The sequence below is a fragment of the Rhodococcus sp. GXMU-t2271 genome, from assembly GCF_041414735.1.
Classification (GTDB): Bacteria; Actinomycetota; Actinomycetes; order Mycobacteriales; family Mycobacteriaceae; genus Rhodococcus; species Rhodococcus indonesiensis.
Genome location: NZ_JAUIZP010000001.1, coordinates 125,500 through 142,890, shown reverse-complemented (window position 1 = coordinate 142,890; position 17,391 = coordinate 125,500). Strand labels below are relative to the sequence as shown.

General features: G+C 70.2%; 20 protein-coding genes. 5 read left to right on the top strand and 15 right to left on the bottom strand.

Features of this window, described 5'->3' with window-relative positions:
• Positions 1 to 8 precede the first annotated feature (8 nt).
• On the bottom strand, positions 9 to 1,160 hold the full coding sequence (locus tag QYS60_RS00670; protein WP_289378632.1) for an acyl-CoA dehydrogenase family protein: 1,152 nt from the start codon (positions 1,158 to 1,160) through the stop codon (positions 9 to 11).
• A 260-nt stretch (positions 1,161 to 1,420) separates the two neighbouring features.
• On the opposite strand from QYS60_RS00670, the gene QYS60_RS00665 reads away from it, so the two are divergent.
• The 3 genes from QYS60_RS00665 to QYS60_RS00655 are packed head-to-tail and all read left to right on the top strand — an operon-like array spanning position 1,421 to position 3,582.
• Positions 1,421 to 2,248, top strand: a complete 828-nt coding sequence (locus QYS60_RS00665; protein ID WP_054375369.1) for a CoA ester lyase — start codon at positions 1,421 to 1,423, stop codon at positions 2,246 to 2,248.
• Between the two features lies 1 nt (position 2,249).
• Positions 2,250 to 3,254: a MaoC family dehydratase gene (locus QYS60_RS00660; RefSeq protein ID WP_371382134.1), complete on the top strand. Its 1,005-nt coding sequence runs from the start codon at positions 2,250 to 2,252 to the stop codon at positions 3,252 to 3,254.
• Positions 3,255 to 3,267: 13 nt separating this feature from the next.
• The gene (locus QYS60_RS00655) at positions 3,268 to 3,582 is read left to right on the top strand and encodes a WhiB family transcriptional regulator (protein WP_289378630.1); all 315 of its coding nucleotides are present in this window, start codon (positions 3,268 to 3,270) and stop codon (positions 3,580 to 3,582) included.
• A 30-nt stretch (positions 3,583 to 3,612) separates the two neighbouring features.
• Here QYS60_RS00655 and QYS60_RS00650 read toward each other — a convergent pair whose 3' ends face one another.
• From QYS60_RS00650 to QYS60_RS00590, 13 genes are all read right to left on the bottom strand, one after another.
• The gene (locus tag QYS60_RS00650; RefSeq protein WP_371382133.1) at positions 3,613 to 4,257 is read right to left on the bottom strand and encodes an FMN-dependent NADH-azoreductase; all 645 of its coding nucleotides are present in this window, start codon (positions 4,255 to 4,257) and stop codon (positions 3,613 to 3,615) included.
• Between the two features lie 73 nt (positions 4,258 to 4,330).
• Positions 4,331 to 5,548 (bottom strand): CaiB/BaiF CoA transferase family protein, encoded by a 1,218-nt coding sequence (locus QYS60_RS00645; RefSeq protein WP_371382132.1) that lies wholly within the window; start codon positions 5,546 to 5,548, stop codon positions 4,331 to 4,333.
• Positions 5,545 to 6,309 (bottom strand): tyrosine-protein phosphatase, encoded by a 765-nt coding sequence (locus QYS60_RS00640; RefSeq protein WP_371382131.1) that lies wholly within the window; start codon positions 6,307 to 6,309, stop codon positions 5,545 to 5,547. The genes QYS60_RS00645 and QYS60_RS00640 overlap by 4 nt, the downstream gene beginning before the upstream one ends.
• 95 nt (positions 6,310 to 6,404) lie before the next feature.
• Positions 6,405 to 7,469, bottom strand: a complete 1,065-nt coding sequence (locus tag QYS60_RS00635; protein WP_371382130.1) for an acyl-CoA dehydrogenase family protein — start codon at positions 7,467 to 7,469, stop codon at positions 6,405 to 6,407.
• Positions 7,469 to 8,617, bottom strand: a complete 1,149-nt coding sequence (locus tag QYS60_RS00630; protein ID WP_371382129.1) for an acyl-CoA dehydrogenase family protein — start codon at positions 8,615 to 8,617, stop codon at positions 7,469 to 7,471. Before QYS60_RS00630 ends, QYS60_RS00635 begins: the two co-directional genes overlap by 1 nt.
• A 23-nt stretch (positions 8,618 to 8,640) precedes the next feature.
• Positions 8,641 to 9,264, bottom strand: coding sequence for a TetR/AcrR family transcriptional regulator (locus tag QYS60_RS00625; protein ID WP_371382128.1), 624 nt, complete (start codon positions 9,262 to 9,264; stop codon positions 8,641 to 8,643).
• Positions 9,261 to 10,811 (bottom strand): acyl-CoA synthetase, encoded by a 1,551-nt coding sequence (locus QYS60_RS00620; protein ID WP_371382127.1) that lies wholly within the window; start codon positions 10,809 to 10,811, stop codon positions 9,261 to 9,263. The genes QYS60_RS00625 and QYS60_RS00620 overlap by 4 nt, the downstream gene beginning before the upstream one ends.
• A gap of 32 nt (positions 10,812 to 10,843) precedes the next feature.
• On the bottom strand, positions 10,844 to 12,001 hold the full coding sequence (locus QYS60_RS00615; RefSeq protein WP_371382126.1) for an acyl-CoA dehydrogenase family protein: 1,158 nt from the start codon (positions 11,999 to 12,001) through the stop codon (positions 10,844 to 10,846).
• A 48-nt stretch (positions 12,002 to 12,049) separates the two neighbouring features.
• On the bottom strand, positions 12,050 to 12,859 hold the full coding sequence (locus tag QYS60_RS00610) for a crotonase/enoyl-CoA hydratase family protein (protein WP_003938189.1): 810 nt from the start codon (positions 12,857 to 12,859) through the stop codon (positions 12,050 to 12,052).
• Between the two features lie 121 nt (positions 12,860 to 12,980).
• Entirely contained in the window at positions 12,981 to 14,321 is a 1,341-nt protein-coding gene (locus QYS60_RS00605) for a permease prefix domain 1-containing protein (protein WP_371382125.1), read from the bottom strand.
• Positions 14,321 to 14,677: a PadR family transcriptional regulator gene (locus QYS60_RS00600; protein WP_003938191.1), complete on the bottom strand. Its 357-nt coding sequence runs from the start codon at positions 14,675 to 14,677 to the stop codon at positions 14,321 to 14,323. The genes QYS60_RS00605 and QYS60_RS00600 overlap by 1 nt, the downstream gene beginning before the upstream one ends.
• A 214-nt stretch (positions 14,678 to 14,891) precedes the next feature.
• Positions 14,892 to 15,143: a hypothetical protein gene (locus QYS60_RS00595; protein ID WP_371382124.1), complete on the bottom strand. Its 252-nt coding sequence runs from the start codon at positions 15,141 to 15,143 to the stop codon at positions 14,892 to 14,894.
• A 92-nt stretch (positions 15,144 to 15,235) separates the two neighbouring features.
• Positions 15,236 to 15,658: a hypothetical protein gene (locus QYS60_RS00590; protein WP_371382123.1), complete on the bottom strand. Its 423-nt coding sequence runs from the start codon at positions 15,656 to 15,658 to the stop codon at positions 15,236 to 15,238.
• A gap of 126 nt (positions 15,659 to 15,784) precedes the next feature.
• Here QYS60_RS00590 and QYS60_RS00585 point away from each other — a divergent pair, with 126 nt between their 5' ends.
• Entirely contained in the window at positions 15,785 to 16,027 is a 243-nt protein-coding gene (locus tag QYS60_RS00585; RefSeq protein WP_371382122.1) for a DUF2630 family protein, read from the top strand.
• Between the two features lie 33 nt (positions 16,028 to 16,060).
• Entirely contained in the window at positions 16,061 to 16,555 is a 495-nt protein-coding gene (locus QYS60_RS00580) for an acyl transferase (protein WP_371382121.1), read from the top strand.
• A 15-nt stretch (positions 16,556 to 16,570) separates the two neighbouring features.
• On the opposite strand, the gene QYS60_RS00575 is transcribed toward QYS60_RS00580, so the two are convergent.
• Positions 16,571 to 17,344 carry an alpha/beta fold hydrolase gene (locus tag QYS60_RS00575; protein ID WP_371382120.1) on the bottom strand — a complete coding sequence of 258 codons (774 nt, stop codon included), beginning with the start codon at positions 17,342 to 17,344 and terminating at the stop codon, positions 16,571 to 16,573.
• Positions 17,345 to 17,391 lie beyond the last annotated feature (47 nt).

Genomic DNA, 17,391 nt, shown 5'->3' with positions numbered 1-17,391 from the left:
ACGGGCGGTCACAGGCCGCCGCGGGCCACCAGTTGGGACGCGATGACGCCCTTCTGGATCTCGTTGGTGCCCTCGCCGACGATCATCAGCGGGGCGTCCCGGAAGTAGCGTTCGACGTCGTACTCGGTGGAGTAGCCGTAGCCACCGTGGATGCGCACCGCGTTCAGCGCGATCTCCATCGCGATCTCCGAGCAGTACAGCTTGGCCATGCCGGCCTCCATGTCGCACCGCTCACCGCTGTCGAAGCGCTCGGCGGCGTAGCGGGTCAGCTGCCGCGCCGCGGTGAGCTTGGTGGCCATCTCCGCCAGGTAGTTGCCGATCGACTGGTGCTTCCAGATGGGCTGCCCGAAGCTCTCCCGCTGCTGCGCGTAGGCGAGGGAGTCCTCGAGCGCCGCGGCGGCGACACCCAACGCGCGGCACGCGACCTGGATGCGGCCGGTCTCGAGGCCCTTCATCATCTGCGCGAAACCCCGGCCGGGCTCACCGCCGAGGATCGCCGTCGTCGGGGCGCGGTAGCCGTCGAAGCTCAGCTCGCAGCTCTCGACGCCCTTGTACCCGAGCTTGGGCAGATCCCGCGAGACGGTCAGGCCGGGCCCGTGCTCGACCAGGACGATGGAGATGCCCTTGTGTCGCGGGGTGGCGGCCGGATCCGTCTTGCACAGCAGCGCGATCAGCCCGGCGCGACGCGCGTTGGTGATCCACGTCTTGGCACCGTTGATCACCAGCTCGTCGCCGTCGCGGCGGGCGGTGGTGGTCATCGCCTGCAGGTCCGACCCACCGCCCGGCTCGGTCAGCGCCATCGTCGCCCGCACCTCGCCGGTCGCGAGCTTCGGCAGCCAGGCCCGCTTCTGCTCCTCGGTGCCGAACAGCACCAGCAGCTTGGCGACGACGGTGTGCCCGCCCATCGCGCCGGCCAGCGACATCCAGCCCCGGGCCAGTTCCTCGGTGACCTGCGCGTAGCACGGCATCGACACCGGCATCCCGCCGTACTCCTCCGGCACCGCCAGCCCGTAGATCCCGATCTGTTTCATCTGCTCGATCCACTTCTCGGGGTACTCGCCTGCGTGCTCGACTTCCTGCACCGACGGCTTGACCTCCCGGTCGATGAACTCGCGCACCGTCTCGACCAGGTAGGTCTCTTCGTCGCTCAGGTAGCTCACGGAAAAATCCTCGAATCGACACGGGACCTGCGATCCCACCCGCCATTTGTACGGCCATTTTTCGTCGCGCACCCGACCGTGTCAACACCGGACGGCCGCTCGACATCCCTCGAATGAGCTATATGTCGACCCTGTCGGCACCTATGGGTCCGCTCCGGGTAGCGCCGGACCGGACAATGGCCGTACATTTAGCGCGTTCCCGACCGCCCCACAGCAGAGGTTGATCCGTGACTCTCGCCCAGCCCCGCCGCCGGCGAGCCGTGCTCGTCGCCCCCGGCTCCGACGAACGCAAGGCCGGTAAGGCCCTGGCCTCCTCGGCCGACGAGGTGGTCCTCGATCTCGAGGACGCCGTCGCCACCGCCCACAAGGACACCGCCCGCGGCCTCGTCGCCGATCTGGTGTCCACGCACGGCACCGGCCGCACCATCGCGGTGCGCGTCAACGGTCCCGGCACGCCGTGGTTCGCCGACGATCTGCGCGCCTGCGCCGCCCTCGGGTCGGCCCTGTCGTCGGTGGTGGTGCCCAAGGTCGAAGGCCCGGACGACCTCGCCGAGACCGACCGCATCCTCACCGAGGCGGGCGATACCGGCCTGGCCGTGCAGGCGCTGATCGAGACCCCGGCCGGAGTGACCCGCCTCGACGAGATCGTCACCGGCCCACGATTGGCCGCGGTGATCCTCGGTTACGCCGACCTCGGCGCCGCGCTCGGCCGCACCCGCACCGCCGCCCCCGAGCACTGGCTGTACGTGCAGGACCGGATCCTGCACGCCGCCCGCGCCGCGGGCGTGCAGGCGATCGACGGCCCGTTCCTCGGCATCACCGACGACGACCGGTTCCGTCACGCCGCCCGCTGGACCGCCGACCTCGGCTTCGACGGCAAATGGGTCATTCATCCGGCCCAGATCGTCTCGGCCGCAGCGGCCTTCACCCCCGACGACGAGCAGGCCGAGCAGGCGCGGCGGGTGCTGGCCGCCCTGGCCGAGGCCGAGGCCCGCGGCGCGGGCGCCGCCCAGCTCGACGGACAGATGCTCGACGAGGCGGTCGCCGTCGCCGCCCGCCGCACCCTCGCCCTGATCGGAGAGAACTGAGATGACCACCGCGAACGCCGCCGAGGTCGGCGGACCCTACTTCGACGAGCTGACCGTCGGCCAGGTCTTCGACACCGCCCCCGCGGTCACGATCACCGACGGCCTCGCAGCCGCCCACCAGGCGATCCTCGGTGACCGTCTGCGCCTGCCCCTCGACGCGCACCTGTCGGCAGCCGTCGCGGGTGGGCCCGTCGCACACGCCGGACTCGTCACCGATCTCGCCATCGGACAGTCCACGCTGGTCACCCACCACGTCAAGGCCAACCTGTTCTACCGCGGCCTGCGCTTCCACCGCTTCCCGCACATCGGCGACACGCTCTACACCACCACCGAAGTGGTCGGCCTGAAAGAGAATTCGGCCAAGCCCGGCCGCAAGCCGACCGGTCTGGCGGCGCTGCGGATGAACACCGTCGACCAGAACGGGCGGACCGTCCTCGACTTCTACCGGTGCGCGATGCTGCCGCTGAGCGGCAGCCCCGATCCGGATCGGGTCGTGGCCGCCGACGACCTGTCCGCAATCGGACCGCAGGAGCCGCCGCGGTGGTCCGCCCCGGTCGACTGGGATCTCGACACCTACCGGAAGCGGGTTCCGGGAACGCATTTCGATCCGTCGCTCGCCGGTGCGGTGCTGCGGTCGAGCGGCGACGTCGTCTCCAGCGCACCCGAGCTGGCGCGCCTGACCCTCAACATCGCCGCCACCCATCACGACGAACGTGTCGGCGCTGCAGGACGACTGGTGTACGGCGGCCACACCATCGGCCTGGCTCTGGCCCAGGCCAGCCGGGCGCTGCCGAACCTCGTCACCGTCCTCGGCTGGCACTCGTGCGACCACACCGGTCCGGTCCACGAGGGCGACACCCTCACCAGCGATCTGCACATCGAGTCCGCCCACCCGCTGGAAAGTGGTGGGGGCGTACTCGAGCTGCGCTCGATCGTCCATGCCCACCGCGGCACCGACGCGCCGGCAGCCGTGCTGGACTGGCGCTTCACCGCACTCATGGCCTGACCCCGGAACCGACATGACTTCTCCTGCCCCGGCACCGATTCCCCCCGTCGTCCCGGACACACACGACTGGCGTCTGCACGCCCGCTGCCGGTTCATCGGGCCGGACACCTTCTACGCCCCCGAGGGCGAGACCCTGGGCGAGAGGCAGCGCCGGGAACGAGCGGCCCGGGACATCTGCGCGGCCTGTCCGGTGCGCCTGGCGTGCCGCGACCATGCCGTGAAGAACAAGGAACAGCACGGGATCTGGGGCGGGCTCACCGAGAGGGAACGTCGCGGACTCCGCTACGTCCGCTGGCTGCCGGACCGTGCTACGTCGGCGGCCGGCTGACCGCCCCGCATGCGGGCCCGAGCTCCCCGCTCAGGCACCGAGGTCGTGCGCGAGCCGCTGCACCTTCTCACGCGCGGCGTCCAGGCTCGCCGCAGAACGGTCCGCCATCGACTCCAGGGCCGGAATGCGTCCCGCCAGTGTGTATTCGGCGGTGACGACGGTGACGTCCATGCCGAGGGACGTGCCGAGCACCTGCTGCAGCGGCGGCACGGTGCAGTCGAGTCCCTCGTCCGGATCACCGGGACCGTAGGCCAGCCCGCGACTCGAGATCACGACGACGGGCGTTCCGGCGAACGGCTGGTCCGGGGTGTCGAACGGCACGGTGGTGCCGAGTACGTGGACGTAGTCGATCCACGCCTTGAGCGTCGACGGCAGCGACCAGTTGTACATCGGGGCACCGATCACGACGGCATCGGCGCTCCGGGCCTCGGCGATCAGCTCGGTCTGCAATGCCTCCGCCGCGGGATCGACGGAGGCGCCGGGTGCCCGCAGGCGCGGCGCGTAGTGCAGTTCCGCGTCCCGCAGATGCGGGACCGGAGCGCGGTGCAGGTCCCGTTCGATCACGGTGTGGTCGGGTCCGCGCCGACGCCATGTATCGGCGAAGAGACGGGTCAGCTCACGGGAGACGGACGTCTCGAGGTTTGCGGACGAGTCGAGCTGCAACAACTGGGGCATGTCGGACTCCTTCGGGTTCGAGTGCTGCGCCAGTGGATCACTGGGTCGATCGGCGTGCTGGGCCGGCTACCGGCTACTGCACGATGCCGGCGGCGCGCAGCCCGGCGATCTGCTCGTCGGTGAGGCCGAGGTCGGCGAGCACCGCGTCGGTGTGCTGGCCCAGCGCCGGGACCGCACCCATGCGCATCTCGACGTCGGTGAACGTCATCGGCGGCAGCACGGCCCGCACGGGGCCCGCCTCGGTGGCCACCTCCCGCCACCGGTTGCGCTCCTCGAGCTGCGGGTGCTCGATCAGATCCTTCATCTCGTTCAGCCGGGCGGCGGGTACGCCCGCGGCGGCGAGCCGCTTGTCGAGTTCGGCGGTCCCGAAGCGGCGCGTGTGCTCGGCGACGGCCGCGTCGGTCTCGGCGCGGTGCTGCACCCGCAGGATGTTCGTCGCGAACTTCGGGTGCTCGGCGAGATCCGGACGGCCGAACACCTCGGTGACGAGGGCCCGCCAGCCGCGGTCGTTCTGCACACCGATCAGGATCTTCCCGTCGACGGTGGGGTACGCGTCGTAGGGCGCGATCGACGCGTGGCTCAGGCCCATCCGCTGAACCTGCGTGTCCTGATACATCTGCAGGTACATGGGGTGGCCGAGCCATTCGACGGTCGCGTCGAACATCGACACGTCGATCGTCGCACCCGCCCCGGTGCGCTCGCGCCGGAACAGCGCCGCCTGGATGGAGGTGAGCGCGTACATGCCGGCGGCGATGTCGGAGGTCGGGATGCCGGTCTTCGTGGCGGTCTCCGGGGTGCCCGTGATCGAACACAGCCCGGTTTCGGCCTGCACGAGCATGTCGTAGGCCTTGCGTTCGCGCAGCGGACCGTCGGTGCCGTAGCCGGTCATGTTCACCACGATCAGCTCGGGCCGTGCGCGGCGCAGCTCGTCGGCGCCGAGCCCGAGCCGCGCCGCCGCGCCGGGCGCGAAGTTCTGGAGCACCACGTCGGCTTCGTCGACGAGGCGACGCACCGTGGCGACGCCCTCGGCGGCCTTCAGGTCGATGCAGATCGACTCCTTGCCGCGGTTGAGCCACACGAAATGCGACGCGAGGCCGTGCACGGCGGCGTCGTAGTTGCGGGCGAAGTCGCCCTCCCCGACCCGTTCGATCTTGATGACGCGGGCGCCGAGATCGGCGAGGTGACGGGTCGCGATGGGGGCGGCGACCGCCTGTTCGAGGCTGACGACGACGATGCCTTCCAGCGGCAGGTCCGTCGACGCATCGCCTGTCGGCGCGCTGTTCTCACTCATCCCGTCCGTGCCTTCCTGTCTTCGTATGCCGTTGCGGCTTCTCCCCGGGCACGCGAGCGCCACCGCCGCACGTCGTCCTCCCGCGCCCCGTGTCCGATCAGCCACGCTTCCGGCCCGCCGGGATGCGCGACGAGGCGCTCGACGATCGGGGTGATCGCCTCGGCGGGCGCGCGGAACAGGTCCGGCGGCACCGCCCGGTCGTCGTCCGAGGAGGAGCCGCCGCGCAGCCCGACGGCCTCCCAGCGACGGTACAGAAGGGGCATGTTCGTGTCGGTGGCCACGTAGTCGTCGACGACGGCCTGCGGTTCCACACCCGCCGCGAGCAGCAGGACGGCGACCGCGAGACCGGTGCGGTCCTTGCCGGCGGTGCAGTGCACGAGGACCGGGCCCGCGGCCCGCGCGACTACCGGCACGAGACCGGCAAACAGCGGCGCGGCCACGTCGAACACGCGACCGTAGAGTTCGGCGAGGCCGAGGCCGGTGCGCCCGCCCGGTGCGGCGTCCGCGTGCAGCGACAGCTGGTGCACGCGCGTGCCGTCCGGCCAGGTGTATGCGCGGTGACCACGCTCGGCGTCGGACCGCAGGTCGACGACGGTCGCAGGCGGCCGGTCGGCGAGGAGTCCGCGCGCCACGTCGCCGGTGTAGCAGGCGTCGCCGCGGTACAGCACACCGGCGGCGGTGCGGCCGCCGTCGGTCAACGGCAGCCCACCGAGGTCCCGCAGGTTCACCGGCCCGGGTCCGGACTGTTCTTCGTCCTGCACGTGCGCCCCTTCTCGTCCGACCGGGACCCCGTGCCCCCGTCACCCCACAGTCGATACCCGACCGGCGGTACCTGTCCAGCGGGGTCCCGAGCGAACTACTCCGGCCGGCCGTCGGTGATCAGCGGCCACAACCCCCGCGACCCGGCCTCGACGGCCGCGGCGGTGAGCCTGTCGTCCCAGAACCGGACGGAGCCGAACTCGCGGCGCCACGACAGCAGCCGGTTCGCGTGCCGGTGCAGCTCGTGCTCCATGGTGAAGCCGATCGCACCGAGACTCTGGTGGGCGTTGCGCACCACCACCGACGCGGCGTGCCCCGCGCAGGACTTCGCTGCGGCGATCGCGAATCCCGCCTCGGCGCTGCCGAATCCGGACTCCTCGGCGATCGTCACGGCGGCCTGCGCGGCCGCGCGTGCGAGCGCGCCCTCGGCGGCGATGTCCGACACCAGGTGCTGCACCGCCTGGAACTTGGCGAGTGGACGGCCGAACTGGACGCGGGCGGTGGTGTGGCCGACCACCAGGTCGAGTACCCGTTCCATCGCGCCGCTCATCGCCAGCGCCCGGGCGAGTGCGCCGCGGCGCAGGAACTCCTCCGCGGTGCCGTCCGGCACCTCGGCACCGGAGAGCGCGGCGACGTCGACGCGGATGTGGTCGCGCGGCTCGGACGCGACGTCGACCGCCTCGGTGACCTCGACGTCGGCGCGGGCGACGTCGGCGACCCGCCACGCGCCGTCCGTCTCCCACAGCACGACCACGGCGTCCACGTCCCGGGCCCACGGCACGTGCCGGGCCGAGCCGTCGGCGTTCAGCACGGCGGCGGTGCGTGCCGCCGCCGGATCGGTCACCGCGCGCGCACAGCCGGACAGCTGCAGCAGCCAGCCGGCGAGGAGATCGTTCTCGGCCACCGGCACCGCCGCGGCACCGGCGCCCGCGGCGCCGAGCAGGTAGGCGGCCTCGGCCCAGCCCGCCTCACTGCCCCCGTCCGCCTCCGGGCCGGTGAGCCGGGTGAGACCGAGTTCGGCCAGGGTCGACCACAGTTCGCGGTCGAGACGCAGCGGGCCGCTGAGGCGGTGATCGTCGCCGCGGCGCTCACCGAAGAGCTGTTCGAGCATCTGCGCGAGTTCGCGCATCTCCACGTCGTTGCCGGTAGTCGCGTTACTCATCAGCGCATCCCCAATCCCCGCGCGATGACCCCGCGCAGAATCTCACTCGTGCCGCCTCGGAGGGTGAATCCGGGACGCTGCATGACACCGGCTCGCACCAGTTCGGCGAATCCCTCACCGGGGGCGTCGCTCTCGTCGGCCAGTTCGTCGGCGAGGTCGGCGATGTCGCCCTCGGTCTGGGTGCCGAGCACCTTGACGACCGAGGCGGCGACCTCCGCGTTCTCGTGCCGCTGCAGTGCCTCGGACACCCCGCGGGACATGTGGTGCAGGCCGAAGATCCGGCCGACGAACGCGCCGATGCGGGGATCGGCCGGCAGGCGCCCGGCGCCGGCCTCGTCCACCGCGCCGGCGAGCACCCCGAAGGTGGACATGAAGCGTTCCGGGCCGCTGCGCTCGTAGCCGAGTTCGGAGGTGACCTGCGCCCAGCCGTCGCCGACGGTGCCGAGCACGAGGTCGTCGGGCACGAACACGTCGTCGAGGACGACTTCGTTGAAGTGGTGTTCACCGGACATCGACAGGACGGGCCGGATCTCCACGCCGGGCGAGTCGAGCAGGACGATGAACTGGCTCAGCCCGGCGTGCCGGTGCGCCGGGTCGAGCGGCGCGGAGCGGGCCAGCGCGAAGAAGGCGTCGGCGTGGTGGGCGCCGGAGGTCCACAGCTTGGTGCCGGTGATGCGCCAGCCGCCGTCGACCTGCACGGCCTTGGTCTTCACGCTCGCCAGGTCGGATCCGGACTCGGGCTCGCTCATGCCGATGGCCCAGCAGATCTCGCCGCGGGCGATACCGGGCAGGAAGCGCTGTTTCTGTTCCTCGGTGCCGTACTTGAGCAGCGACGGTGCGGCCTGCCGGTCCGCGACCCACTGGGCGGCGACCGGCGCGCCGACGGCGAGGAGTTCCTCGGTGACGACGAAGCGCTCCATGAAGGTGCGGCCCTGCCCGCCGTACTCGGTGGGGATGGTCATGCCGACCCAGCCGCGGGCAGCCAGGGCCTTGGTGAAGTCGGTGTTCCAGCGGGCGAGCCAGGTGTCCACGCCGGGGGTGAACACGCCTGCGTCGATCTGCTCGCGCAGGAAGGCGCGCACCTCGGCTCGCAACTCCGCGAGGCTCGGGTCGGGGGCACCGGCGTCCGGCACCAGTGATGTACGCATCGTCGTCTTCTTCCGTGAGGGGGTCAGGGTCGCGGTTGCAGCAGCAGCAGGGCCAGATCGCCGTACCGGGCCGCGATGTCGGCGGGGGTGTCCGGACCGTGCGGGTCGTACCAGTTCGCGATCGAGGTCGTCATCGCCAGGATCGAGCGGCGACAGTCCTCCGGGTACGGGGTGGTGAACGCGCCGGATTTCACGCCGTCCTCGATGATGCTGCCCAGCAACTCGTTTCCGGAACGTCGCCGCTGCTCGTAGACCGCCGCGTTCTCCGGTTCCAGGTTGCGGACCTCGGTGCCGATCATCAGGCTCTGCTCCTGGCAGGTGGTGCGGAACCGGACGAGGGCGATCACCAGGGCCCGGAGTCGCTCCACCGGGTCGTCCCCGACGCGCGAGAGTTCCTCGTCGCACATCGCGTCGAAGGCGTTGACGCCGTCGATCAGGATGGCCAGGAGCAGGTCCTGCTTGTTCTTGTAGTGGTAGTACAGCGCCGACAGGCTGACGCCGGCTTCCTGGGCGATCGTCCGGATCGACGAGGCCCCGTATCCGTTGCGGACGAACTCGCGGCGGGCCGCCTCGATGAACACCCGTTGCCGCTCCGAGGGCGCCACGGTGTCCCCCGGTCGTGCGTACGTTCCCCGCCGCGCGCTCATCGGCTACCTCCGGCGGTCGCGAGACGCAGCGCGCCCTTGACCAGCTTTCCGGTGGGGGTCCTGGGCAGTGCGTCGACGAAATCGACGCTGCGCGGGCACTTGTATCCGGCGATGCGGTCGCGGCAGTAGGCGATCAGTTCGGCGGCGAGCGCGTCGTCGCCGGCGACGCCCGCCGCCGGTTGGACGACCGCCCTGACCGATTCGCCCATCTCGGCGTCCGGCACGCCGATCACCGCGACGTCGAACACCGCGGGGTGCAGGGCGAGGGTGTTCTCGATCTCCTGCGGATAGATGTTCACCCCGCCGGAGATGATGGTGAACATGGCCCGGTCGGTGAGGAAGAGGTAGCCGTCCTCGTCGAGGTATCCGATGTCCCCGGTCGTCGCCCACGTGGGATGCAGCGGGTGGCGCGACTCCGCCGTCTTCTCCGGATCGTTGTGGTACTCGAAGCTGTGGCCGGGACGTTCGAAGTAGATCGACCCGATCTGCCCGGCCGGCAACTCCGTTCCGTCCTCGGCGCAGACGTGGGCACGGCTGGGGTGGCCGTGACCGGTGCGGCCCACGGTGCCGGGTTTGCGGAGCCACTCCTGCGGCGAGACGATGGTGCTGCCGACGGATTCGGTGGACGAGTAGTACTCGTAGATCCGCTCGCCCCACCAGTCGATCATGGCGCGCTTGACCTCCGCCGGGCACGGCGCGGCCGAGTGGATGGCCACCCGCATCGCGGACAGGTCGTAGCGGGAGCGGGTCCGGTCGGGCAGCTTCAGCATCCGGACGAAATGCGTGGGCACCCACTGACTGTGAGTGACGCGGTGGCGCTCGAGGTCGGCGAGGCAGGTCTCGGCGTCGAACCTTCCGGCGACGATCGCCGTGCCGCCGAGGGCCTGCGCCGCGGCCCCGAATCGCAGCGGCGCAGCGTGGTAGATCGGGGCCGGGGAGTAGTACACGCAACTGTCGTCGAAGTCGAAACGCTGCAGCAGCCCGACCGCATTGGAGGCCGCCTGCTCGCCGACCTGGGCACCGCCGAGCGCAGGCTTGATTCCTTTGGGCCTGCCCGTCGTTCCGGAGGAGTAGAGCATGTCCGTGCCGCCGGGCTGGTCGGCCGGCGGCACGGTGCTCATCGCCGCGATCTCGGCTTCGTATCCGAGGTGTCCGGGGACGTCTCCGCCGAATGCCAAGCGGTGCAGCACCTTCGGCGTGTCGTCGGCAACGGCGACGGCCAGGTCCGCGAGCGGAGCGGAGACCACGAGGGCGGTGGCGTCGCAGTCGTCGACGATGTAGGCGACCTCGGAGGGGGCGAGATGCGTGTTGACGAACGTCACGTACATGCCGGACCGTACTGCCGCCCAGTACAGTTCGAATGCGGTGACGTCGTTGACCGACAGCACCGCGAGGTGGTCGCCGGAGCCGAGGCCGTGGGCGCGGAGCCAGTGCGCGAACTGCACCGAACGGTCCTCGAGCTCACGGTAGCTCACCACCCGGCCGGTGGCGGCCTCGATCGCCGCCGGCTTGTCCGGGGTGGCCGACGCGTAGCGTCCGGGATACATCCGAGCTCCTTTCCACCTGCCTGACGGGACGGCTACAGGCCGAGGTCCTTGGCGATGATTGTCTTCATGACTTCGCTGGTGCCACCGTAGATCCGGCTGACGCGGGTGTCGGCGTAGAGCCGGGCGATCGGATACTCGGTGATGTAGCCGTACCCGCCGTGCAACTGCAGGCACTTGTCGATCACGCGACCGGAGACCTCGGTGCAGAACAGCTTCGCCCGGGCGGCGTCGGCGACCGACAGCTCGCCCCGGTCGAGCAGCTCGAGGCAGTGATCCGCGAAGACGCGGGCAGCCTGCACCTCGGCGGAGCATTCCGCGAGGACGAACTTGGTGTTCTGGAACGAAGCCACCGGCTTGCCGAACACCTTGCGGTCCCGCGTGTACACGAGGGCATGCTCGATCGCGGCCGCAGCCTGGCCCACCTGGTTCAGGGCGATGCTCAGACGTTCCTGGGGCAGGTTGTGGGCGAGGTAGCCGAACGCCTTGCCCTCCTCGCCGAGGAGATTCTCCACCGGCACCTTCACGTCCTGGTACGACAGCTCGGCGGTGTCCTGCTGGTGCAGACCGAGCTTGTCGAGCTTGCGGCCGACGGAGAACCCTTCGGCGTCGGTGGGGACGCAGAGGATCGACAGACCGGCGCGACGGTCCTGCGGGTCGAACGGCGCGGTGCGGCACACGGTGAGGACCAGATCGGCGGTGACGCCGCCGGTGATGAACGTCTTCGCGCCGTTGACGACGTAGTGCGAGCCGTCGGCGGACAGCTTGGCAGTAGTGGCGATGTTGGCCAGATCGGAGCCGGTGCCGGGCTCGGTCATCGCGATGGCGGTCATCATCCGGCCGGACGCGAAGTCCGGCAACCAGCGCTTACGCTGCTCGTCGGTGCCGTATTCGAGCAGGTACGGCAGGATCAGGCAGGAGTGCACGGTGTACGAGCCGAAGGAGACGCCGGCCCGCGCCACTTCCTCGAACACGATGGCGTTGTACTTGAAGCTCGACTCGCCGCCACCGCCGAACTCCTCGGGCACCTGGATGCCGAGGATGCCGAGTTCACCGAGACGGTGGAAGAACTCGCGCGGGGGCCGGCCCAGCCCGTCCCACTCCTCGTGCTGCGGCAGCACCTCTCGCGCGATGAAATCGCGCACCATGGATCGGAATTCGTCGTGCTCCCGGCTGAAGATCGTCCGCTCCACGGCCGTGCTCCTTCGTTTGCGTGCGGCGACCCGAGGGGGTCGCGGCGGTCAGTTCCCGGTGAAGTTCCCGCTGCGGCGTTCGAGGAACGCCGAGAGGGCCTCGCCGTGGTCGGCGGTGTGGTGCGAGAGGGCCTGGAACGCTGCGGAGAGCTCGAGGATGCTGTCGAGATCCTGGCGCTGGCCCTCGCGCATCAGCTTCTTGGTCATGCGCAGTGCGTGCGGCGGGTTCGAGGCGACGCGGGCGGCGAGCTCACCGGCCGTGGCGAGCAGCTGATCGGGTTCGACGACCCGGGAGACCATGCCCCACTCCAGCGCGGTGGCGGCGTCGACGCGGTCGCCGGTGAAGGCCATCTCCGCGGCCCGCGCCGACCCGATGGCGCGGGGCAGCAGCCAGGCACCGCCGTCGCCGGGGATGATGCCGAGCTTGACGAAACTCTCGGCGAAGAACGCGGTGTTCGAGGCGATCCGCATGTCGCACATCATGGCCAGGTCGCAGCCGGCGCCGACCGCGGGTCCGTTGACTGCGGCGATGATCGGCACCTCGCAGTGGTAGATCGCCTTGGGCAGCCGCTGGATTCCGCGACGGTAACCCTCCCGCAGCTGATGCGGGGCGCCCCCGAACATCCCCGTACGGTCGGCCATGTCCTTGACGTTGCCGCCGGCCGAGAACGCGCTCCCGGCTCCGGTGAGGATCACCACGCGGGTCTCGTAGTCCGCGTTCGCCTCGTCCACGAGCTGCACCAGTCGCTCGACGACGTCGTCGCCGGAGATCGGATTACGCGCCTCGGGCAGGTTGATCGTCCATGTCGTGACGTGGCCTTCGCGGCTGGAGAGTACGACGTCCTCGGGTGCGCTCATGCGGAGGTCCTTTCGGCCGACGGAACGGCAGGCAGCAGATTAGGTCGAACGATCGTTCAAATTACTGTGCCGAGGACCTGTTGTAAAGAGGTGGACGCCGCGACGGCCGGGCCGGCCGCGCTCAGGCGAAGTCGAATACAGGTGGGAGCACGCACACCACCAGCGCCGCCCAGATCCCGAAGACCGGCAGGTAGCGGGTCTGCCAGCGTTCGACGGAGCCGAAGCCGCGGCGGCCACGGACGAACCCGAACAGGAGCCGAGCCGACCAGGCGAGACCGACCAGCAGAACCAGGTTCATCCCGAGTGCGGCCACCTTGTTGGCAGTGAAGCCGAACTCCGCGATTCGCGTGAGCATGGCGGCCAGCATGAGCACGTCGACCACCAGCGCGAGGACGACGAGGACGAGCTGCAGGCGGTCGAACAGGTCGGGCGGCAGGTACGGCTCGCGGGCGGAGACCGCGTACAGCAGCAGGCCAAGGACGACGACGAGGATCAGGTCCATCAGGATCAGCAGATTCCGGTCGACGTCGACGACGCTTCCCGTGGTCGCGAAGGCCCCGAGCAACACCAGCAGCATGACGATGGTGACGGGTGTGAACACGCGCGTCAGGACGGGCGCGATGTTCTCCACCACGTTCTGTTTCGCCTCGACCAGCCAGGCGGCGACGACGACCGCACCCGCCGCGCCGAACGGCAGCACCCATTCCTCGACGACCCACTCGGCATCCGTGCCGAGCGCATCGAACGCGCCGATCGTCAGACCCACCAGCACACCCCCGCCGAGGGCGAGAAGGGTGAGATAGACGACCCATTCGCCGGTGAAGCGGATGAAGTCCATCCGGCGCCGGTCGGACCGCCACTCGCCACCGACGTAGGCGAGGCCGACGACGAACCACAACACGATCGGGGTGTGGATCGCGACGATGACCTCGGTCGATCCGTTCGGCGCGAAGGGGTACCCGTTGATCACGACTGCCGCCATCGCGAACGGCACCAGCAGCGCCGCGGCGCCGCGGGGCGACATCCGGCGCTTCCACGCGAAGTATGCGGTCAGGAACGGGAGCACGAGCAGAGCGAGGTTGCGCGCGACGACGCCCTCGTCCAGGGTCGCCAGCCCCACCTTCAGGGCGACGGCACCGCCGACGGCGAGCGCGAGAACGACGAGCAGTTCACGCCTGGGGCGGGGACCGCCGTCGCCCGAGGCGTCGGACGTCAGGACGAGCTGCTTCCAGAGCCGATCGGAATGCTCGCGTGCGAATTCCCGGGAGATGTCGTCCACGCTGCCCATGCGTTTGACCGCGACCAGGAATGCCTCGTCGGCCGCCAGTCCGGCGGCGGACAGATCCGAGATCTGGTCCCTCAGGTGGTCTTCCATCTCGTCGGCGTCGGCGGTGGAGATCACGCGGCGACGCTCGACGTACCCTCGCCACCGACCGATCTGCGACTCCAGCGCGGCGTCCATCACGACCACCCCGGGGCCGCGGGCATCTCCGCGCAGCGCCAGACCTGGTCGAGCGCGTCCGCGACGACGTCCCACTGACTGCGCCGCTCGGCGAGCGCGCTCCGTCCCGCGTCGGTGATCGCGTAGTGCTTGCGTCGTCGTCCGGTGTCGGAGCTTCCCCACGACGCCGACACGTATCCGGACCGTTCGAGCCGGTGCAGCAGGGGGTAGAGCATTCCGTCGGTCCATTGGATCCGTCCACGGGACAGGTCCTTGACGCGTTTGAGGATGGCGTAGCCGTAGGACTCACCCTCGGCGAGGATTCCGAGCACGAGCGGGGTCGCCGACGCCGCCACGAGGTCCTTCTCGATGTACATAGGTCTCCTATGCCTAGATCTACTAGGCATGAAGGTAGCAGATCCAGCACAGGACGGTCGGTCTTCTGCTGCGGACCACGGGTTCGAAGCGGCCGTCCGGCACTTACGCCGCAGGGAGGGTGCCGGTGTCCCGGCACCCTCCCTGCGGTGGGCATACGTCGCCACTCCGTACTGCTGTGTACCGCCCGGTCGGCAGGCGGCTCTCGTGACGCGGTCAGCCCTTCTTCGGCTCCGCCTCCACCTCGTCGTCGTCGGCGAAGACCAACCGGCCGTCGTCCAGCGCGACGGCCCAACGGCGTACCGGCGCCCAGTCCCGTCCGAGTTGCTCGCCGGCCCGGGCGGCCTCGCTGGCGTAGTCCTCGACCACTACACCGGGCTCCCGGCTCTTCTCGCCGCCGCGGCGCACCACCACCCGCGAGCCGACGGTGAGCCCGCCACTGCCTGCGTCTCCCGAGTTGTCACTCATAACAAATGATCATGACATCGAATGCGCCTGCGGACAGCCCAACGGCGGTTCGGCGCCCCCGTGTCGGCCTCGGCACGTCCTCACAGCTCGGCTCACTCGACCATCGGGAACAGGGAGTCGCCGTCCTCGGGACTGCCGTCGATCTGGCCGCGGTCGACGCGCGAGTCCTCGACGATGACACCGTCGACCACCTCGGCGTGCTTCCCACCGCCCGCGACGGCGGCGTCCCCGTCGACCACCTCGTCGACGACATCCTCGGTCAGTTCGTCGTCGGGCATGGCCGCGACCGGCCGTTCGAGCGGCTCTGCGGGTGCCACGTCGGGCTCCTCCTCCGCGAGGCGCTGGTCCAGCGACTCGCCTTCCTGCTCCTCCCGCTGCGTGGTGCCGAACCGGTCGGCGCCGCTCCAGCCCTCCGGCGGGTCCACGGCCTCGTCGCCGTCGTCGTTGCGGACTTCGTCGGAGTCGAGGCCCTCGCTGGGGCTGAGGGTGTCGCCGGGACCGTCTTCGATACTCATGGCTGTGACGTACCCGAGCCGGCGAACACGGAAACGCACAGAACACGGAAACGCACAACGGCGCAGGTTTACCGGGGCCGGCGGCCGGATATGCCGGGGAGACGACCACAGCGAGGGAGTCTTCCCATGGACGAGAACGACCTCTTCCAGCACATCGAGGAACTGGTGAACGAGGAGAAGTCGCTGCGTTCGCAGTCGAGCAGCGACGGTATGAGCGACCAGGACCGGCAGCGTCTGCGCGCCGTCGAGGAACGCCTCGACCAGTGCTGGGACCTGCTCCGGCAGCGCCGCGCGAAAGCCGAGTTCGGCAACGACCCGGACGAGGCGGAGGCGCGGCCCGTGGGGGAGGTCGAGTCCTACCGCCAGTGAGGACCTCGGTGACCGGGATCGCGAGGAGGACGGATGAGGTTCAGAGCATCGAAAACCTTTGCTGCAGTGGCGCTCTCGCTCGGACTGGTCGCCTCGTGCAGCGACGGCGACACCCCGGCGCCGACCACCGGTGGGTCCGTGCCCGCGTCGGCACTAGTGACGGCGACGACGGTCGAGAGCACCTCCGTGCCGGACACCTCGCCGGCCACAGCGTATGAGGACACCACCCCACCACCGACCGAGGCGTCCTTTCCCGGCGAGAATCTGACCCCGGAGGAGGCCGGGGAACTTCAGCGTGCGGTCGACGAGGGCAGCCAGCCGTGGCGGCTGGATCCATCCCTGGTCGCGCAGGCATTCGTGGCGGACCGGTTCGGTTGGAGCGACACCGAGGCGCGCACGGCCGACCCGCACACCGTGGAGGTGACCGACCGCGCGGACGGCAGCATCGTGGTGCTGCAGCTGCGCCAGCCCGTCCGAGAGGGAGCCGACGGCATCTGGGTCGTCACGGACGGCGTCCGGATCGGCTGAGGAACCGCGCCGGAATTATGCCTGCGCCGCGGTTCGCCGCACGAGGTCGACGATCGCGACGGGAGTATCCGACTGCGGCGCGTGCCCGGCCCACGGCAGCGGCACGAACCGCGCCCCGGGAATCAGTGGGACGTATCGCACCGTCTGCGCGGATGCGACGACATCGAGCACGCCCTGCGCGAGGGTGACGGGGCACGAAACGCGGTCGAGACCCGTCGGTACGTCCGTCAGCACGGCATTCCACAGCATCGACCAGTAACCCTCCGATTCCGCGAAACCTCCCTTCACGGACAGTGATTCGGCTTTCGAAGTGCGCCACGGAAGGGCCCGCAGCCCGGCGGTGAGTGCCGTGCGCCCGACGGTGCTGCGCGACATCCGCTCGATCAACGGGCTGCGCGCCTTGTTGACGATCCGCGCGGCGGCCATGAGCAGTCCCTGAAGCGCCCGCTCCGGCGGCAACCCGAGACCGGACGGGGACAGGGCCACCACCGACCGGGCACGGCCGCGCCGTGCCAGATCGAGCGCGAGGCGGCCGCCGAGGGAGTTGCCCAGGATGTGCACCCGATCCAGCCCGCGGGCGTCGAGGTCCGCCGCGAGGGCAGCGCCGAGGGACTCGACAGTGGGACGAGTCGGCAGCATCGGCGACGATCCGTGGCCGGGAAGGTCCACGGCCAGGACGTCGAAGTGCTCGGCGAGGCGCGGAACGAGTTCGGCGAAGTCGTCGCGGGTGGCGCCGATCCCGTGCAGGAGAAGCAGCGGTTCTCCGGAACCGGCACGTCGACAGGCCAATCGAGGAGTGTGCATCGTGCCCATCCTGCCCGGACCGGGAGGGTGCG